At 33.4% G+C, this 17,821-nt stretch carries 13 protein-coding genes; 6 read left to right on the top strand and 7 right to left on the bottom strand.

All coding sequences use genetic code 11. From position 1 onward, the window contains the following. Positions 1-38: 38 nt before the first annotated feature. The 3 genes from potG to eco all read right to left on the bottom strand — a co-directional run bounded on the left by potG (position 39) and on the right by eco (position 3,185). Positions 39-1,175, bottom strand: coding sequence for a putrescine ABC transporter ATP-binding subunit PotG (gene potG, locus J3U16_RS07085; protein ID WP_267342753.1), 1,137 nt, complete (start codon positions 1,173-1,175; stop codon positions 39-41). Positions 1,176-1,275: 100 nt separating this feature from the next. Further along, positions 1,276-2,385 (bottom strand): extracellular solute-binding protein, encoded by a 1,110-nt coding sequence (locus J3U16_RS07090; protein WP_065734484.1) that lies wholly within the window; start codon positions 2,383-2,385, stop codon positions 1,276-1,278. A 305-nt stretch (positions 2,386-2,690) separates the two neighbouring features. After that, entirely contained in the window at positions 2,691-3,185 is a 495-nt protein-coding gene (gene eco, locus J3U16_RS07095) for a serine protease inhibitor ecotin (protein WP_065563276.1), read from the bottom strand. Between the two features lie 102 nt (positions 3,186-3,287). Here eco and ydiK point away from each other — a divergent pair, with 102 nt between their 5' ends. Both ydiK and pssA read left to right on the top strand, forming a co-directional pair. After that, a complete protein-coding gene (gene ydiK, locus J3U16_RS07100; protein WP_065734485.1) occupies positions 3,288-4,340 on the top strand; it encodes an AI-2E family transporter YdiK in 1,053 nt (350 codons plus the stop codon). A gap of 132 nt (positions 4,341-4,472) precedes the next feature. After that, positions 4,473-5,828 (top strand): CDP-diacylglycerol--serine O-phosphatidyltransferase, encoded by a 1,356-nt coding sequence (gene pssA, locus J3U16_RS07105; protein ID WP_267330226.1) that lies wholly within the window; start codon positions 4,473-4,475, stop codon positions 5,826-5,828. 52 nt (positions 5,829-5,880) lie between these two features. Here pssA and J3U16_RS07110 read toward each other — a convergent pair whose 3' ends face one another. From J3U16_RS07110 to J3U16_RS07120, 3 genes are all read right to left on the bottom strand, one after another. After that, positions 5,881-6,846, bottom strand: a complete 966-nt coding sequence (locus J3U16_RS07110) for a sugar-binding transcriptional regulator (protein ID WP_267330225.1) — start codon at positions 6,844-6,846, stop codon at positions 5,881-5,883. A gap of 546 nt (positions 6,847-7,392) precedes the next feature. Next, positions 7,393-8,952, bottom strand: coding sequence for a hypothetical protein (locus J3U16_RS07115; RefSeq protein WP_267330224.1), 1,560 nt, complete (start codon positions 8,950-8,952; stop codon positions 7,393-7,395). A gap of 631 nt (positions 8,953-9,583) precedes the next feature. Continuing rightward, positions 9,584-11,557, bottom strand: coding sequence for a TonB-dependent receptor domain-containing protein (locus tag J3U16_RS07120; RefSeq protein WP_267330223.1), 1,974 nt, complete (start codon positions 11,555-11,557; stop codon positions 9,584-9,586). A 194-nt stretch (positions 11,558-11,751) separates the two neighbouring features. Between J3U16_RS07120 and J3U16_RS07125 the strand changes: the two genes are divergently transcribed. From J3U16_RS07125 to J3U16_RS07140, 4 genes are all read left to right on the top strand, one after another. Next, positions 11,752-12,651, top strand: a complete 900-nt coding sequence (locus J3U16_RS07125; protein ID WP_267330222.1) for a siderophore ABC transporter substrate-binding protein — start codon at positions 11,752-11,754, stop codon at positions 12,649-12,651. A 195-nt stretch (positions 12,652-12,846) separates the two neighbouring features. Further along, the gene (gene rimO / locus J3U16_RS07130) at positions 12,847-14,163 is read left to right on the top strand and encodes a 30S ribosomal protein S12 methylthiotransferase RimO (protein ID WP_065561714.1); all 1,317 of its coding nucleotides are present in this window, start codon (positions 12,847-12,849) and stop codon (positions 14,161-14,163) included. Between the two features lie 9 nt (positions 14,164-14,172). Then, positions 14,173-15,561 (top strand): MATE family efflux transporter, encoded by a 1,389-nt coding sequence (locus tag J3U16_RS07135; RefSeq protein WP_267342754.1) that lies wholly within the window; start codon positions 14,173-14,175, stop codon positions 15,559-15,561. 602 nt (positions 15,562-16,163) lie between these two features. Then, positions 16,164-17,333: a phosphoethanolamine transferase gene (locus J3U16_RS07140; RefSeq protein ID WP_267330220.1), complete on the top strand. Its 1,170-nt coding sequence runs from the start codon at positions 16,164-16,166 to the stop codon at positions 17,331-17,333. 120 nt (positions 17,334-17,453) lie between these two features. Here J3U16_RS07140 and J3U16_RS07145 read toward each other — a convergent pair whose 3' ends face one another. Further along, entirely contained in the window at positions 17,454-17,807 is a 354-nt protein-coding gene (locus J3U16_RS07145) for a PTS glucitol/sorbitol transporter subunit IIA (protein WP_065734494.1), read from the bottom strand. Positions 17,808-17,821: the final 14 nt, after the last annotated feature.

The following is a 17,821-nucleotide window of genomic DNA, read 5'->3' on the forward strand; positions in this document are numbered from 1 at the left end:
CCCCATATAATGGATCGCATCAATATATCCTCTTGTGTTTATTCAGTAAGCACAACACAACTATCGATTTCCCAACTAAGGTTGACAATATCACCCCAAGTAGGCATACCTTTACGATAGCGATGTTCGTTTTGTAGCTGTGCAATAATTATCTGACCACTTTGCAATTTTACGTAATAAATTGAAAGATCGCCTAAATAAGCAATTTCAACAACTTCACCTGTTGCAACGTTATAGGCATCCTCAGCAATTTCATCACAAAGTTTGATTTTTTCAGGTCTTAAGGCAACTTGAATTGGAACACCTTCGACAGCGGGTGAATCATAATCAACTTTTAAAGAGTGCTTAATCATAGGACAACTAATAATTAATCCATCTTCTAATGTTTCTTGTAAAATGCCATCAAACACATTTACTGAACCGATGAACTCAGCGCTATAACGACTATTTGGATGCTCGTAAATCTCTTCAGGCTCACCAATTTGCACAAATTGACCTTTGTTCATAATCGCGATGCGCCCTGCCATTGTCATCGCTTCTTCCTGATCATGGGTTACCATTACACAGGTCGCACCAACTTGTTCTAAAATGCTAACCACTTCAAGTTGCATACGATCACGAAGTTGTTTGTCCAAAGCGCCCATTGGTTCATCTAATAGTAGAAGTTTTGGTCTTTTTGCTAGACTTCTTGCTAAAGCAACTCGTTGTCTTTGACCACCAGATAATTGATGAGGTTTACGTTTACCAAATTGCTCCATGTGTACAAGCGCTAACATCTCTTCTACACGCTGTTTAATGTCGCTTTTAGCTAATCTATCTTGTTTAAGACCAAAAGCAATATTTTGCTCAACCGTCATGTGAGGAAAAAGAGCATACGATTGAAACATCATATTAATTGGGCGATTGTAAGGAGGAACTTGCGATAAATCCTTACCATCTAAAATAATTTGTCCGGATGTTGGTTGTTCAAACCCTGCAAGCATACGCAATAAGGTCGATTTACCACTACCCGATGCACCTAATAAGGCGAAAATTTCCCCATCATAAATGGTTAAATTTACATCATCGACGGCATAATAGTCGTCATTAAAAACTTTAGTTAAATTTTTGATCTCCAATAATGGAGTTATCATCTTTTTTTTAGGCTGTACCTGATTTGTTGTTTTATCGTTCACACTTTTTTCCTCATAACAACAAGCCAAAAAAAACGAGACGGAAAGGTTATTAAACCTCTCCGCCTAGAATATATAAGTCAATAATTTGACGTTCAAACGGTTATTTACCCGTTTTAAGTTTTGTCCATGTGCGAGTAATCACACGTTCAAGCTTAGGATCTTTTACTGTAAGGGTGAATAATTTTTCCATAACTTCTGGTTTTGGATAAACCGCAGGATCATTTTTCACTGCTGGTTTTACAAACTGATCGTTAGCCGCTTTATTTGCACTAGCAAAGTTAACATCATTAGTTACCTGTGCAGCAATTTCTGGAATCATAACGAAGTTTAAAAACTCATGAGCTTCATCAGGATTAGCTGAATCTTTAGGAATAGCAAATGTATCAAAAAATACTAATGCACCTTCTTTAGGAATATGGTAGCCAATATGCACACCATTATTTGCTTCGTTAGCTCTGTCACGAGATTGTAATATATCACCTGACCAACCTAAAATTACACAAATATCACCGTTAGCTAAATCAGTTATATATTGTGATGAATGGAAATAACGAATATTTGGTCTTACTTTTTCTAACAACTCGTAAGCGGCACCGGTATAATCTTTCGCATCAGTGCTGTTCGGATCTTTACCTAAATATTTAAGTGCACTCGCAAAGATTTCAGTTGGCGCATCTAAGTAAGCAACACCACAATCTTTAAGTTTTTCCATATTTTCAGGTTTAAAGACTAGATCCCAACTATCAACTGGAGCATTATCGCCAAGACGTTCTTTAACTTTATCAATGTTATAACCAATACCTGTCGTCATCCATACATAAGGAATTGCATATTTATTATCAGGATCATGGTTTGCCATCAATTTCATCAAATTAGGGTCAAGATTTTTCCAATTTGGTAATTTACTTTTATCTAATGGCAGATAGATATCAGCTTTGATCTGTCTTGCTAAAAAACTATCAGAAGGTGAAACGACATCAAAGCCAGAATGACCGGCCATTAATTTACCTTCAAGTGCTTCATTAGAGTCATACACATCATAAACTAATTTGATACCAGTCGATTCTTGAAAATCAGTGATAGTATCGTTACCAATTTGACCTGCCCAATTATAAAAATGCACAACGCGATCTTTAGCTATAGCAGATTGAGATAATGCTAGTGAAACACCAGCTATGATTGAAAGAATTGTTTTACGTTGAGTAAACATGCTCACCACTTCTCCTCTAGTTAGGGATATTACATGTTAGACACAAGCCCATTGTGAAACACAACGGACCCCCAAATTTTACCATTATCTTAATTAACGGCGAAACCGAGGTAATCAGGCAATTACGAGTCATTAATTGAATTAATGAACAAGTAGAGCTAACCTTGCATTACGAGGGATAAAATACCTTTTTTTTTACAGATGTCTACATAAAAAATCAAATAAACTTAGATTAAGGACCGAATGACTATATTTTAATCAATCAGCCCTTTGTTAGCGAGCTATTAACAATTAATTAACGTTTTTTATTCGGCAGTGGCTTGCAAAACTTTTGAATCTGGTTGCCAAATTCTATATTTAACTGTTACATCGTTTGGTACATAAAATACCAATGGTAACTGACTGTTATAATTTAATAAACCTAAATTATGTCTGATTGTAACGAACTGGTTTTTGTTAGCACTTTCAGGGCAAGCCATCATGGTTGAAAGCGTTCCTTTAACTTCTTCAACTTCGTAATAAGAATATCCCCATCCTTTAAGCTCTTTTTCTTTAATTACCCCACCTAAATTATGCGCATTACAATCTACATTCATATCTTTACCAACTAATATTTCTACTTTTGCGTTAGCTTCATCTTTTAAGCTAGGAAGATGAATCACATAACGCGTAGCACCGACTTTAGCGTTAGGATATGGCGCGATTTCATTCAATTTTTGCGCAACTTGAGGGACTTTTTGTGTATTTGCACACGCTGATAATGTTACACCCATCAAAACTAACAACATTAATTTTTTCATTTTATATCTCCAAGAAAATTGTCTAATTGATACGACATCGTATGCTTTTCAAAACATAATGCGTATAATAACATTATCTAGATTAAAGAATATGAGGTAAAAATGCCAGCAGAAAAAAAAACCGATGATTTACTAAAGCTAATTTTAAATCTATTACTGATAGGTTTACTTATAACAGTAACTTATCGAGTGATAGAAGTATTTTTGTTTGGCTTTTTTTGGGCTGTTATGGTGGTTATTGCTACTTGGCCATTAATGATAAAAATCCAACAAAAGCTGTTTAATAAACGTTGGTTATCACTGTTAGTTATGGCATTAATATTGGCATTTGTTTGTGTCATTCCTTTTCTTCTCATCATTAGTAGTGTCGCTCAAAATGGGCATTACCTTATCGAATGGGTTAGAAACCTATCTCATAGAGAATTACCTACTTTTGACTGGTTAATAAACGTTCCTATGTTTGGTGAGGAGCTACACCAAAAATGGCTCGAAATTATTAAAACCGATGGGTCGGAATTAGTATCTGATATTCAACCCTATATTGGTACAATGATTGGCTGGCTATTAGAACAAGTCACCAACATTGGCGTTTTCATATTCCATGCTGGTGTGATGATTATATTTAGTTTATTACTATTTCTTAAAGGTGAAAGCATTACTAAATATGTTTATGTTTTAGCTAATCGTTTATCTAAACAATATGGAACAACTACCGTTACATTAGCCGGTCAATCTATACGAGCGGTTGCATTAGGCGTGGTTGTCACCGCCATTACATTAGCTTTAATTGGTGGCTTAAGCTTTATTATTACCAAAATGCCATTTCCAGGCATATTAACCCTCATTTTATTCATCTGCTGTGTTGCTCAAATTGGACCAGTTATCGTAATGATTGGCTGTATTATTTGGCAATTTTGGGATGGTCATATCGTATCAGGTATTGTATTAATTGTAGTTGCCATCATATTAACCACACTAGATAGCGTAATGCGAGCATATTTGATAAAAAAAGGGGCCGATCTTCCTTTCTTACTTATACTTTTTGGTGTAATTGGAGGTATTCTGGCTTTTGGCATTATGGGACTATTTATTGGTCCAGTCGTGCTAGCATTAAGCTATAAAATTATTCAAACTTGGGTTAATGAACAATCTTAAATATTGAGTTAATAGACTGAATAAAAACAGATTAATTTAAACATAGGATAACCTATGAAAAATAGGAGTGTTATTTTCTGACATAAATTGTGATATTCTACACTTTGTGTCAGTTTTAATGATATTTAAATCATGCGAATACCATTTATTAAATACAACCATCAAAAGCATCTAAATGAATTAGCAAAACTTCAGCAAAATGCTGAGCAATATCATATTGTATACGATCCAAAATCTTATCGAATTACATTGCTTGAGCATATCATGAAAGCTAAGCACCGTATCTACATTGTTGCACTTTATTTAGAAAAAGATGAAGCCGGCCGTGAGGTACTTGATGCACTTTATCAAGCAAAAGTAGCGCGCCCAGATTTAGATATCAAGATTTTTGTTGATTGGCATCGTGCTCAACGTGGACGAATAGGTGAAGATAAAGCCCAAACGAATGCACGGTATTACTATGATCTAAAACAGCAACATCCAAATATTGATATTCCTATTTATGGTGTCCCCGTTAATCGCCGTGAAGTACTTGGTGTACTGCACTTAAAAGGTTTGATCATTGATGACACCGTCATTTATAGTGGTGCGAGTATCAACAATGTATATTTACATAAACTGGATAAATACCGCTATGACAGATATCACTTTATAACCAATAAAGCGCTATCTGACACCATGGTCAATTACGTCAATGACAATTTCCTTTCTGCTGAAGGTGTGCAACGTTTAGATGTTAGTGAACATAAAACTCGCAAACAAATTAAACCAGAAATTAAAGCGTTACGTCAAAATCTTACCGACGCAAATTATCAATATGTGGCAGATACGGATAATGATACATTATCGGTTTCTCCAATAGTTGGTCTTGGGCGAAATAATCAGCTCAATAAGGTCATTCACCATTTAATAAATGTCACAAAACAAAAAATTATATTTTGTACTCCGTATTTCAATCTACCCAATATATTAGTACGCGATATTATTCGCCTCCTAAGAAAAGGAAAACAAGTTGAGATCATTATTGGTGATAAAGTTGCTAACGACTTTTATATTCCAGAAGATCAGCCATTTAATATTTCGGGTGGACTACCCTATTTATATGAAATCAACTTAAGACGCTTTGTTGAACGCCTTCAAAATTTCATAGACAAAGAACAGTTAATCATTAGATTATGGAAAGATGGCGATCAAACCTATCATCTAAAAGGTATTTGGGTCGATGATAGTTGGATGATGATCACAGGTAATAATCTTAATCCTAGAGCATGGCGTTTAGATCTGGAAAATGCAATATTAATCCACGATCCAAAACACGAATTACAAAAACAAATCAAACAAGAACTCGTCGCAATTCGAGAAAAAACGACTTTAGTTACACATTTTCAACAAATTCAAGCTAGCGTGTTCTATCCTAAAAATGTACATAAATTAATTAAACGATTAAGCCGAATTCGGGTTGATAGAATTATTAAACGCTTATTATAATTAACAAAGTGATAATAAATAGCTACATTGCTACAAATAGCTCATATACAACTTAAATTTTATTTAGGTTTAACACCATTCTAGCATTTGAAGCACTAGTAGCAATAATATCAATGACACCAGAGCGAAGCGCACCTAAAATTGCTGTCGCTTTAGTGTTTTCTGATGCAATGGCAATAACACAAGGAATGTTACGTAGCTCATCAATACTTAAACCAATTACCCTATCATTCATGGTTGTATCAACAGGATTGCCATTGATATCAAAAAAACCATAACCTGCAATATCACCAACTACGCCTTGATTTAAAGTAGCATATGTGACTTCTTGCGGGGTAAACCAGCCTAACTGTACCATGTAACAGTTTTCATTCATATCACCAATACCAACTAAAGCAATATCAGCTTTACTCGCGCGTTCGATCGTATCTTTAATAACCCGATTTTGCATAAACGCACGTTTCAGTTCACGATTCTCAACATAAGCTGGCGCATACAAAGTTTCGCTACTTGCGCTAAATTTTCTCGCAAGGCTACGGCTGATATGATCGGCATCAATAATCTCTCCAACTCGCTGAGTACCACCAATACCACAGATAAATTTACACTGTTTTTCAGGAAAAACGCCTACATGACTAGCAATTGCAGCCACATTACGCCCCTGTCCAACCGCTACCGTCATACCATTTTTCAAAGTACTGGATAAATAATTTGAAACAAGTGCCGCCACTTGTCGTCGTTGCTCATCCTCATCTAGGTGATCTAAAGCAATTAACGCTCTTTTAATACCAAAATTATTAACGAATTGCTGCTCAATACGCGAGCTAAAAATCGGGTGATATTTGACATTAATCTCAACAATCCCCTCTGCTCTCGCTTTTTTTAGCAAACGCCCTACTTTAATACGTGAAAGACCAAATCTCTTGGCAATCTCTTCTTGCGTTTGTTCATACTCATAGTAAGCAACGGCAATTTCAGTAAGTAGTTCTGACTCTTGTTTATCTTCAAATATATCCATTAGGCTTGCCTTTCGTTATTAGCTTAGCTGATTGTTAATATATTACAAAATCCTCTAGCTTGCCATTCTCCATGTCTAATAAATGATTTCGCAATGTTTAGTTTATCGATTAATAATCTTTAATTTTCGAGATTTGCACTATCTTTGTATAGTTAAATTATTAAAATTATTATCAATTTAATCAATGCAGAACATAATTTAACATATATATTTTTCTTCATTAGGATGAGAAATAGATCTTGTTTGGTAATGGCAAATTGGTTGATGAGCTATTATGACTTAGCTAACTTGTATTTTATAGAAATAGAATAAAGCTACCTTCATTTATATAACAGTGGATTGAGCTTAGACATCATTTTTCTTTAGCACTCTCACCATTATATACAAATGGAGTAAAATTAGATTTTAATAAAAAATATTCACTTTTTTAAGTTCAAAAACCCCGTTCCTCAACTTTTTTTCATAGTTAAAGGGTTGTCATGCAGATTAATCAAACCCATGCGATGATTATCACATGGGCCTATATCTAATTGAATTTATGCGTTCTTACCAAGTTTCTTTACAAACTTCAAACGTTACTGAGAAAGGTGCACTAGGCCAAGGATTGTTATAAGCTTTAAAAATTCCACCATTTAACATAAATACAACACGATGTACTTTTCCTTGCGGCTCCATAGTGAAATCAGAAACCCATGCATGCCGTTGGAAAGTACCATTAATTGCACCGGATGTAGGAAACCCAGATTCAGCATATCTATCAACTGTTAACTGTCCCCATTCACCACTTAGACCACCATTCATTTTTCTGGTCATCGCATTTCCGGTTTCTCTAAAACTTGCGTTAGTATTTGGGTTGGTTGCTTGAGGCGTATTAATCCAGTCAGTAAGTGTTAATTGATTTTGAATTCCACCACAAAGATCATCTGAATATGTTAATTTCTCTTCTCCGGGTATTGCCCAGAAATTTAAATCACTCCAAAATACAATCCTATCAGATTCTCCGTTTGCATCTTTAGGCCATGCAAAAATTTGGATGGTTCTTTTTTTAGGTTTGCCCTTAAAAGTTAAAATACCAAGTTTATCAATTGAGAGATTCTCATCATCTGTTGAAAACAAATAATCTTGCTGATGATTACTCATCCAAAGTTGGAATGATGCCCCTTTAAACGCAGTATGAGGAAAACGATTATTATGCCCAGCACTGGTATTGAGTAAAAATCCTAATTCTGGATGCCACTCATCTTTATTATAACCACCACCATGTTTTGGATTAGGTGTAGGATCTATTGATGCTCCCCAACCATAACCACTAGGCTCATCATTATTATATTGAATCCAAGACCATTTAGTTTTATCCAACATTGGATAAGGCCGGGCATAACACACTTGATTAATTTTGGATTTAAAATAATATGTTTTAAAAAGATCGTTATAAATATGTTCTGACTCATTTGGCAGACCATATTCTGTTTCTACTTTTATATTTTTAACTGAAAGCTCTAATTTATAAGGTGCTTTGCAAGGATCTATTGTTTTAGTTAACTCATTTTCAGGTACTTTTTTATAGTCCTCTAGCCCTTTTTTATTACCATTATAACCACCAGGAACACTATAATACCAAGTCGCCGTTAATACGCCATCAGGAATACCTGTATCACCATCTTGATCAAAAATACTGATATTGAGATTATTGGCGATATCCATCAAATTGACATCTTGACCATTGGCCTCAATAACTTTTTTTACTTCATTTGAACCCTCTTTTCCTTGAATTACCCAACTTATTTGGCTAAGAGTGGTATCCGGTTCCAATTTAAAATCGTTAATATCACTTTCTGAAGTGCGTAACCGACCATCAGGCATACTAACAACACTCAATTTTTCCTTAAAGCCAGTTGAATCAACCATTTCATCATTGACCGCTATCATTGGTGAATTACCATGAACCAATTGAGTCGCTGAGACAGGAAGTAATGCGTTAATATTATTAACAAATGACAATAGCAAGATGACCAATAAATAATTTTGTTTATTTTTGAATACTCCATTGCCTGAGATAGAAACTGAATTAAAGTTTCCATTTTTTAATATTGCTAACCAGTTCAAGCTAAATCTCCTTTTTATTAACATGCTGTTGCAAATAAATCTAATGACACTCCTTTATATGTCCTCTTTTAATACACTACATCAAACAGCTAAACTGGATATGATTTATACAGCTTGTTATGTGAAATTGTTTCTTTAAAGATCAGACATTAAAGCTTTTAAATTTGAAAACGATCAAATTATTGATCGAAACTTCCGATCAATCAATAACCATTTGATCGTGACTGGCTATCAAATGTACAAATTAAGCTTTAGAAGTTTAAAATAAGATAGGAGTTGATTTAGCCTACAATTTTATAAAAATTATATTTATATGATTAATAATAATTAATATAGAATTTTTATAATAAGATCATAAGTTAATAAAAAGAATTAAAAAATTTTTAAGAAAGGTTAAGAAAGGATAATTTTAACTATTTGATCAATAAAATAAATAAAACATAATTTTTAGTTAATCAAAGATCATTTTGCAAATATCAATAAAAAATAATTTCAAAAGAGAGTTAATTAAAAACGATTAATAAAATAAAGAAAGAAGAGTTATTAAAATTTCAAATCGGTTTTATTATGGATTAAATAAACAGTTTTTCCAAGTAGCTATGAAGTATAGCTACTTGGTGAGAGTTAAATATTAAAAATTAATTTCTGTTCCAATAAAGTAACGACGCCCTTCTAATGTTTTACCAAAGTCATCGTTTGAAACATCTTTGTCAAACAAGTTATAAACGCCACCATATACTTTAGCATTTTTATTTATTTGGAAAGACGCACCGACATCCCAGAAGGTATAGCCTGGATATTCAATTTTCTTACCACTGCGATCTGTGGTAGTTTCTACCCCGTAATAAGCAACCTTAGTCCATAAATCCAACTCTTGAGTGAGATTCCAATCAAGTTGAGTATTGAATTTTTGTTTTGGTGTACGGTTTAAAGGGTTACCCTTATTTTTACCGGTTTTTTGCTCTGTTTTGATCCAAGAGTAATTAGAACTTAATACGAAATCAGTAAACAATGGTGTTTTGAATGAAAGCTCAAGACCTTTAAGATCGGCTTTATCAACATTTTCTCGCCCTTGAACAAAATCAAATTTTTCCCTATAACCAGAAATTTGACAATTTCTTGAACCAGCTGCCCCACGACAAATATAATAAGATTGGATCTTATCTTTATATTTTGTATAGAATGCCGTTGCAGAAGCATCAATACCATATTCATTGGTATAACCGACACCTATTTCGAATTCATTTGTTTTTTCTGGTTTAAGATCTGGATTACCCATTATCATCCCTTTATTACCCGTTCCAGAACCACCAGTAACTTGACCCCAGTCAGAAACAACTTGACGCAGTTGAGGCGTCGCAAATCCAGTTGAATAGCCACCTTTTAAAGTAAAGTTATCATTAATATTCCAGACACTATAAATCCTTGGATTCCAGTTATTACCATAGTTTTCATCTTTATTATAGCGAAGACCTAATGTCATACTCCAATTGTCTAAAATACTTAACTCATCCTCAGCAAACAACGCATAATTCCAACGATCGATTTTGGTTAAAGTTTTCTTTAATTGGTTGCCTTTATCATGAAGTTCTTGATAAGTATATTTACCACCGATAGTTAACATATTGATTGAAAATGGAATTGTCATACGTGAGTCAACATCAGTATTACGAATTTTCATTTGTCTTTCTGGATTATTATTGTCTTCATGAGCAATAAAAGATGTCGTTGATACATCACCAAATAAACCATTATGAGTTAACGCATAAGAGTTTCGGCGATTATCTCGATTGAAATTACCACGACTAAGAGGTCTTGTTTTTCCTGCTGATGCATTACTATTTTGTCTAGAGCGACCAAAATCTAAATCAAATTTTTGTGTGTCTGAAGCATTAAGCGATAATTTTCCATTTATACTACGTAATCTTTGTCCGGAATGGCCATTCAAAAATTTATCTTCATGACGCTTACTATATTGACCATATAATTGAATCCCCAAAATATCATCAATAATTGGTCCCATAGTTGAAAAACTACCTACATAGGTATTTTTTTCATCTGAACGATAAGGCATGATTGATTCAACTCGAATACCGCTATACCATTTATTTGAAACTTTCTTAGTAATGATATTGACGACCCCACCCATAGCATCTGAACCATATAACGATGACATTGGTCCTCGGACAACTTCAATACGTTCTATAGCAGTTAAAGGCGGTAACCAGCCTTGTTCAAAACCAGAATTATCACTATTAGGTCTAGTTTCACGAGTGCTAACTTTTTTACCATCAATTAATAATAAAGTATATTTTGCATCCATACCACGAATACTAATATCAGTTGAATCACCGCCACCAGTTATCGTGACACCTGGAATATCCTTAAGCGCATCAGTCACATCACGATAAGGTTTTTTGCTGATTTCCTCTGGCGTGATTACCGAAATTGTTGCTGGAGCTTCTTTAATTTGTTGAGAAAATCCTGATGCTGTCACCACCATAGTATCAGTATTTTTATCAGTGTCTGCTATCGCTAAACCAGATAATGATAATAAAATACTTGTATTTATGACATGTGTTGCCAGTTTAATTTTAGTATTCATGTTTTATAACCTTATTATTTATATTGATATTTTGCAAAGCAAGCCGTGCGTTACAATAACCTACGTGAGAATAATTATCAATAACTTTTTGATAATAATTATCAATATCTTTACGAAAAATTATTTATATCTAGACATTTCACATTATTTAAATAATAATGGTTATCATTTTCATCAAAGCAGAAGGTATCAATATGAATAAAAAAATATTATTAAGCACTCTAATAGCTTTTACTTTAGGGTTATCAGGTTGCCAATCATCAATCACTGTGAATCCAGATAATAAACAAACCGTTGTTGTTCCTAAATCACCAAGTAAAGTGGTAGTAATGAACTATGGTGCTTTAGATACCTTAGATGCATTAGGTAAAGGTTCTATTGTTGTAGGAACACCTCTTTCCGTTCTTCCTTCTTATCTTGAACAATATAAAAGTGTCTCTGATACAGGTAGTATGAAAGAACCAAGCATCGATGCAATTAAACAAGTTAAACCGCAACTCATCGTTATTGATGGTCGTCAAGCTAGTCGAACTGAAGAATTATCGAAAATTGCACCAGTAATTAATTTAAGTGTTGACGCGAAGAATTATCTTGAATCAACTAAAAATCATATCAATGTTCTAGCAGATATAACTGGAACTGAAAAGAAAGCTGAAGATTTGATTCAATTGCTTGATACAAAAGTGACCAACGCACAAGCTGTTGCACAAGCCAGTCACAAAAAAGCAATAGTTGCTATTCATAATGATGGAAAAATGATTCTTATTAATGGCAGTTCAAGTGCAGCATTAATTCATGATGTGTTGAAAGTAAAACGGGCTGTACCATTAACACCACAGCCTAGTGGCAAACCAAAACCGACCTTTATTGATAACAGCTATATTAGTAAAGTAAAACCTGATATTGTTTATGTCGTTGACCGAAGTAAAGCTATTGGTCAATCAGCAATGAAAAACGACTTTTTAAATCCAAAAGTATTAGCGAAAAGTAAAACTGAGGTTATCTATTTAACACCCGATCTTTGGTACTTATCGGGTGGCGGTTTCGAAAGTTTGGATCGTCAAATTGATGAAGTCATTAATGCATTGAAATAATTTTTTATCATAATGTAGGCCCTTATTTCAATAAGGGCTTTTTTCTCGTTTCTCTCCATATTCATCACTGCAAATTAAAAATTTTTATTTCGACTAATTTAATTATGTTAGAATGCTCACCTATTATTTTAATCTAAATGAATAAACTTTTAGATTCTCGATAAATACCTCAATAAATTTTAAATTACTATGAATATGTCATCCCCTACTATTGGATTTGTGAGCCTTGGTTGTCCTAAAAATTTAGTTGACTCTGAGCGAATTTTAACTGAACTACGTACTCAAGGTTATCAAGTAGTGCCAAGTTACGACAATGCTGATTTGGTTATTGTTAATACTTGTGGCTTTATTGATAGTGCTGTACAAGAATCATTAGAGGCCATCGGTGAAGCCCTTAATGAAAATGGCAAAGTTATTGTGACAGGTTGTCTTGGTGCGAAAGAAGATCAGATACGTAATGTTCATCCTAAAGTCTTAGAAATATCAGGACCTCATAGTTACGAAGCTGTACTTGAACATGTTAATAAATATGCGCCAAAACCTAGCTACAATCCATTTACAAGCCTTGTACCAGAGCAAGGAGTAAAATTAACACCTAAACATTATGCTTATTTAAAAATTTCTGAAGGTTGTAACCATAGCTGTACATTTTGTATTATCCCATCATTACGTGGTGAGATGGTTAGTCGTCCTATCGGTAATGTTCTTGATGAGGCAAAACGTTTAGTCGATAGTGGCGTAAAAGAGCTTTTAGTTATCGCACAAGATACGTCTGCTTACGGTATCGATGTCAAAAATCGTACAAACTTTTGGAATGGTATGCCATTAAAAACTGATATTCATACCCTTTGCGAGCAATTATCTACCCTTGGTATTTGGGTGCGTTTACATTATATGTACCCTTATCCAAGTGTCGACAATTTGATTCCATTAATGGCTGAAGGAAAAATATTACCTTATCTAGATGTCCCTTTACAACATGCTAGCCCTACCGTTTTAAAATCAATGAAACGCCCAGGCACAATTGAAAGAACCTTAGAGCGAATTCATCATTGGCGTGAGATTTGCCCTGAAATTACCTTACGTTCAACGTTTATTGTTGGCTACCCTGGTGAAACTGAGAAAGATTTCGAACTATTACTCGACTTTTTATCTCAAGCGCAATTAGACCGTGTTGGTTGTTTCCCTTATAGCCCAGTGGAAGGTGCTGCTGCAAATCAACTAGCTGATCAAATACCAGAAGAAATAAAGCAAGAACGCTTCCACCGTTTTATGCAATTACAACAATCGATTTCAACACAGAAACTTCAAAATAAAATAGGTAAAACATTATCTGTATTGATTGATGAAGTTGATGAAGAAGGTGCTATTGGGCGAAGCATGGCCGATGCGCCAGAAATAGATGGTGTTGTCTATCTAAATGAAGAAAAAGATGTTAAAGTCGGCGATATTGTTCAAGTAAATATTGAACATTCAGATGAATATGATTTATGGGGTACTGTAAAACAGTAAATAAATCCAATGAAGCAACATTATCGACACGAAATAAAAAACTTAGTTACGTTAGCAATCCCAGTCATGATTGCACAGATATCTCAAACCGCGATCACGTTTGTTGATACCATTATGGCTGGTAACTACAGCAAAACAGCGCTATCGGGTGTAGCCATAGCTGTATCAATTTGGTTGCCTACTATTTTATTTGGACAAGGCTTATTAACGGTATTAACACCGATAATTTCCAATTTAAATGGTGCGGCTAAACGTGAACAAGTTGCTGATCAGACTCGTCAAGGTGTTGTGATTGCTTTAATCTTATCCATAATCATGATGCTAGTTTTGTACAATTCGGACAAAATAATTAGTTTTAGAAGCTCAGCTGACCATCCAATCGATCCAGAAATGGTTGATGTAGCGGTATCATTTTTACGCTCAATTATGTGGGGTGTACCTGCTTTCTTGCTATTTTTAGTTTATCGTAATCAATGTGAAGGTTTATCTAACACAAAGCCTGCTATGGTGATTATATTTATTGCATTACTTGCTAATATCCCCATTAATTATGTTTTAATTTACGGTAAATTAGGATTGCCAGCATTTGGTGGTGTAGGTTGTGGTATTACCGCAGCAATAATCTTTTGGTTAATGTTTGCTTTAATTCGTATCTATACATTAACGACAACTACTCAACGGGATATTCGTAAAACACCACTAACAAAACTGATTGATTTTGCTATCATCAAAAAAATAGTTGTATTAGGTACTCCCCTTGCTTTAGCCTATTTTTTTGAAATGAGTTTGTTCGCGGTAGTTGCATTACTTATTGCACCACTTGGTCAAATAACTGTTGCTGCACATCAAATTATCTTCACGATTAGCAGTTTAACGTTTGCAATACCTTTATCTTTAGGGGTAGCAACTAGTATTAGAGTTGGTTACCTATTAGGTAAAAACAAACCCATATTGGCCAAACAAACAGCTTATGTAAGTTTAGCCATATCATTCATGATAGCCGTAGTGGTAGCATTAATTCTGGTGGTATTCAGGTCACCAATTATTACCATATTCACCCATGAGATTGATGTTATCACTATCTGCCTACAACTTATTATTCTACTCGCTATCTATCAAATATCTGATTACTTACAAGTTGTTGCAAGCAATGTATTACGTGGTTATAAAGATACTAAAAGCATATTTTTTATTACCCTTATCTCTTATTGGGTAGTAGGGTTACCAGTTGGATATATCTTAGGATTAACCGATCTTGTCATACAGCCAATTGGTGCAGCCGGTTTTTGGATAGGAATTATTTTAGGACTAGCTGTAGCAGCGTTCTTACTTATCGGTAGAATGATCTACATTCAAAAACAACCGCAAGATATCATACTGAAAAGAGCTTCACGATAATAAAAATTTCTCGCCAAACTTATCAATAAACTGAGTGAGTTTGGCAATATTTTATTTAAAATTGTTAATATCTATACTTAATCTAACTTAATAAATATAAAAGTCATAAAAGAAATTAAATTGTAAATAAATTTATATTGCTTAAAATTTAATTACTTATATAATTTTTTACCTCTTCAATGGATTGTTATTAATATAAATTTGTAATGTTAAAAAAAGAATTACTATCGCATGTTATTTGTATTTGTCTTTCAGTAGTATTGGTTTACTTATTAGGTTACCCGCTAAGATTTGATAGGATACTTCTTACTTATTTTTCTCTAATTTTTTTAGCTAGATTCACTTTTTTCCGTTTCTTATTCGGATTAACATTCGTCATAGCTGCACTTTATTTTCCAATAGGATTTTATTATGGATATCCCAATGTTGCTGTAGTAAGTGCCATATCAGAAACTGATATCGATGAAATGCAAGAATTCTGTTCGCAATTACCTCTCTATTTTTATTTAATACCATTCCTATTAGTAATTTTCTTTATTCTTTTTTTTAAAAAGTTTAGATTTCCTAAAATAAAAAATTATTATGTTATTGCAGTAGCATTAATGATTTGTTTTTATAAACCGGTTAAAAGTGCCATCAAATATCAGCCAACTACTTTATCTTCGATAACAACTTTAATAATAGATAATTTCAAATATCCCGCATTTGAGTTTTGCTTCGATTTATATTCAAGTGCAAAAATATATCAGACTGAAAAGGCTGAACAACTTAGACAAATACAACAACCCAATACAATACCCATTATTTCTGTCAATCCTAAACATAAAACCTATGTTGTTATCATTGGTGAAAGTGTTCGTAAAGATTACATGAGTGCTTATGGCTTTAAATATGATAATACTCCTTTCACCAATAAAAATGCCTCGGTGATTTGGGACGGATTAATTGTTCCTGCATCAAATACCCAATCTTCAATTCCACATTTAATTAGTCAGTCTAGCTATTTAGATGATAATGAAGTCAATGCACAATTAAATAATAATATTATTGCTATTGCTAATGATGCTGGATTTGAAACCTATTGGCTATCTAATCAAGGAAAATTAGGTAGAATGGAAATAACTGTACCAAGAATTTCCGCTTATAGTAAAAATATCTTTTACACTAAAAAAGGTGAGTACAATGGTAAATCAACTCGTGGTAAATATGATACTTTACTATTACCAGAATTAGACTCCTTATTATCTAAAAAGCAAGATAAGCCAAAACTTATTATTATGCATTTAATTGGCTCACATCCTCATTTTTGTAAAAGATTACAATTTGATATTCAGTTCGATCTCAAAAACGAAAATATATCTTGTTATGTCAGTAGCATTAAAGAAACCGATGACTTAATAAAATCTACGATTGATATATTGAAAAAACACAATGAAGATTACTCTGTAGTCTACTTTGCCGATCATGGGCTTTCTCACGCTGAGAAATATCAAGATTTAAGGCATAATTGGGAATACCAAAATAGTTATCAAGTGCCATTAATATTTTTTGATTCATCAGAAAAAAATCAAATTAAAATCAATAAACAAATTACCGGATATCAATTCGTATATCTACTAAGTCATTGGATGGGGATTGATTTAAACGTTCACCATGATTATATGCAATATAATCTGATTGATATCCCCGAACAAAAAGATATTCAAATTAAAGATTGGAAAAATAAGTTATATCCATTTGATAATTTGAAGAAAGATCCTAATCCGTATTAAGTATTGATGTTTACTGATTAAGATCAATTCACCATCACTAAATTAATAGTGATGGTTTTTCAAAATTTGTTGAATCCAAAATAATAATTATTGTCTACTAAATGGATAAATTCCTAGCTATTATTCAAAACAAATATCATCACCAATATTTAAATCAGGAAAAACAGCAGGTTCAACTTCTATTGCACCTGGCAAAATGCCATCATCACTTTGTTTAAAATAAATAGAAATATGACCTAATTCTTCAAAGTTTTTATTTGCCTCACTGCCAACCTGTTTAATGGTATATTTATGCTTACCTAACGTAAACTCTTTACCTTCAACCAATGTTTGATTAGGCTTTTTATGAAACTCATGAATAACACAAATTTCACGTAAATCAGGTGTTGCCATTGGACCAAATAGAATGATAACTTTTTCTTCCTTGAATTCTGGAACAATTGAACCGATTTCAGTAATGATACTTTTAGCCATATTTAACCCTTTTT

It is taken from the genome of Gilliamella sp. B3023, from assembly GCF_026536845.1.
Lineage (GTDB): Bacteria > Pseudomonadota > Gammaproteobacteria > Enterobacterales > Orbaceae > Gilliamella > Gilliamella apicola_E.

Coding starts and splice junctions, on each gene's coding strand:
- J3U16_RS07135 (WP_267342754.1), top strand. CDS start 14,173: ATGAAGCAACATTATCGACACGAAATAAAAAACTTAGTTACGTTAGCA.
- J3U16_RS07140 (WP_267330220.1), top strand. CDS start 16,164: ATGATTTGTTTTTATAAACCGGTTAAAAGTGCCATCAAATATCAGCCA.
- rimO (WP_065561714.1), top strand. CDS start 12,847: ATGTCATCCCCTACTATTGGATTTGTGAGCCTTGGTTGTCCTAAAAAT.
- J3U16_RS07120 (WP_267330223.1), bottom strand. CDS start 11,557: ATGAATACTAAAATTAAACTGGCAACACATGTCATAAATACAAGTATT.
- eco (WP_065563276.1), bottom strand. CDS start 3,185: ATGAAAAAATTAATGTTGTTAGTTTTGATGGGTGTAACATTATCAGCG.
- pssA (WP_267330226.1), top strand. CDS start 4,473: ATGCGAATACCATTTATTAAATACAACCATCAAAAGCATCTAAATGAA.
- ydiK (WP_065734485.1), top strand. CDS start 3,288: ATGCCAGCAGAAAAAAAAACCGATGATTTACTAAAGCTAATTTTAAAT.
- J3U16_RS07125 (WP_267330222.1), top strand. CDS start 11,752: ATGAATAAAAAAATATTATTAAGCACTCTAATAGCTTTTACTTTAGGG.
- J3U16_RS07090 (WP_065734484.1), bottom strand. CDS start 2,385: ATGTTTACTCAACGTAAAACAATTCTTTCAATCATAGCTGGTGTTTCA.
- J3U16_RS07145 (WP_065734494.1), bottom strand. CDS start 17,807: ATGGCTAAAAGTATCATTACTGAAATCGGTTCAATTGTTCCAGAATTC.
- J3U16_RS07110 (WP_267330225.1), bottom strand. CDS start 6,846: ATGGATATATTTGAAGATAAACAAGAGTCAGAACTACTTACTGAAATT.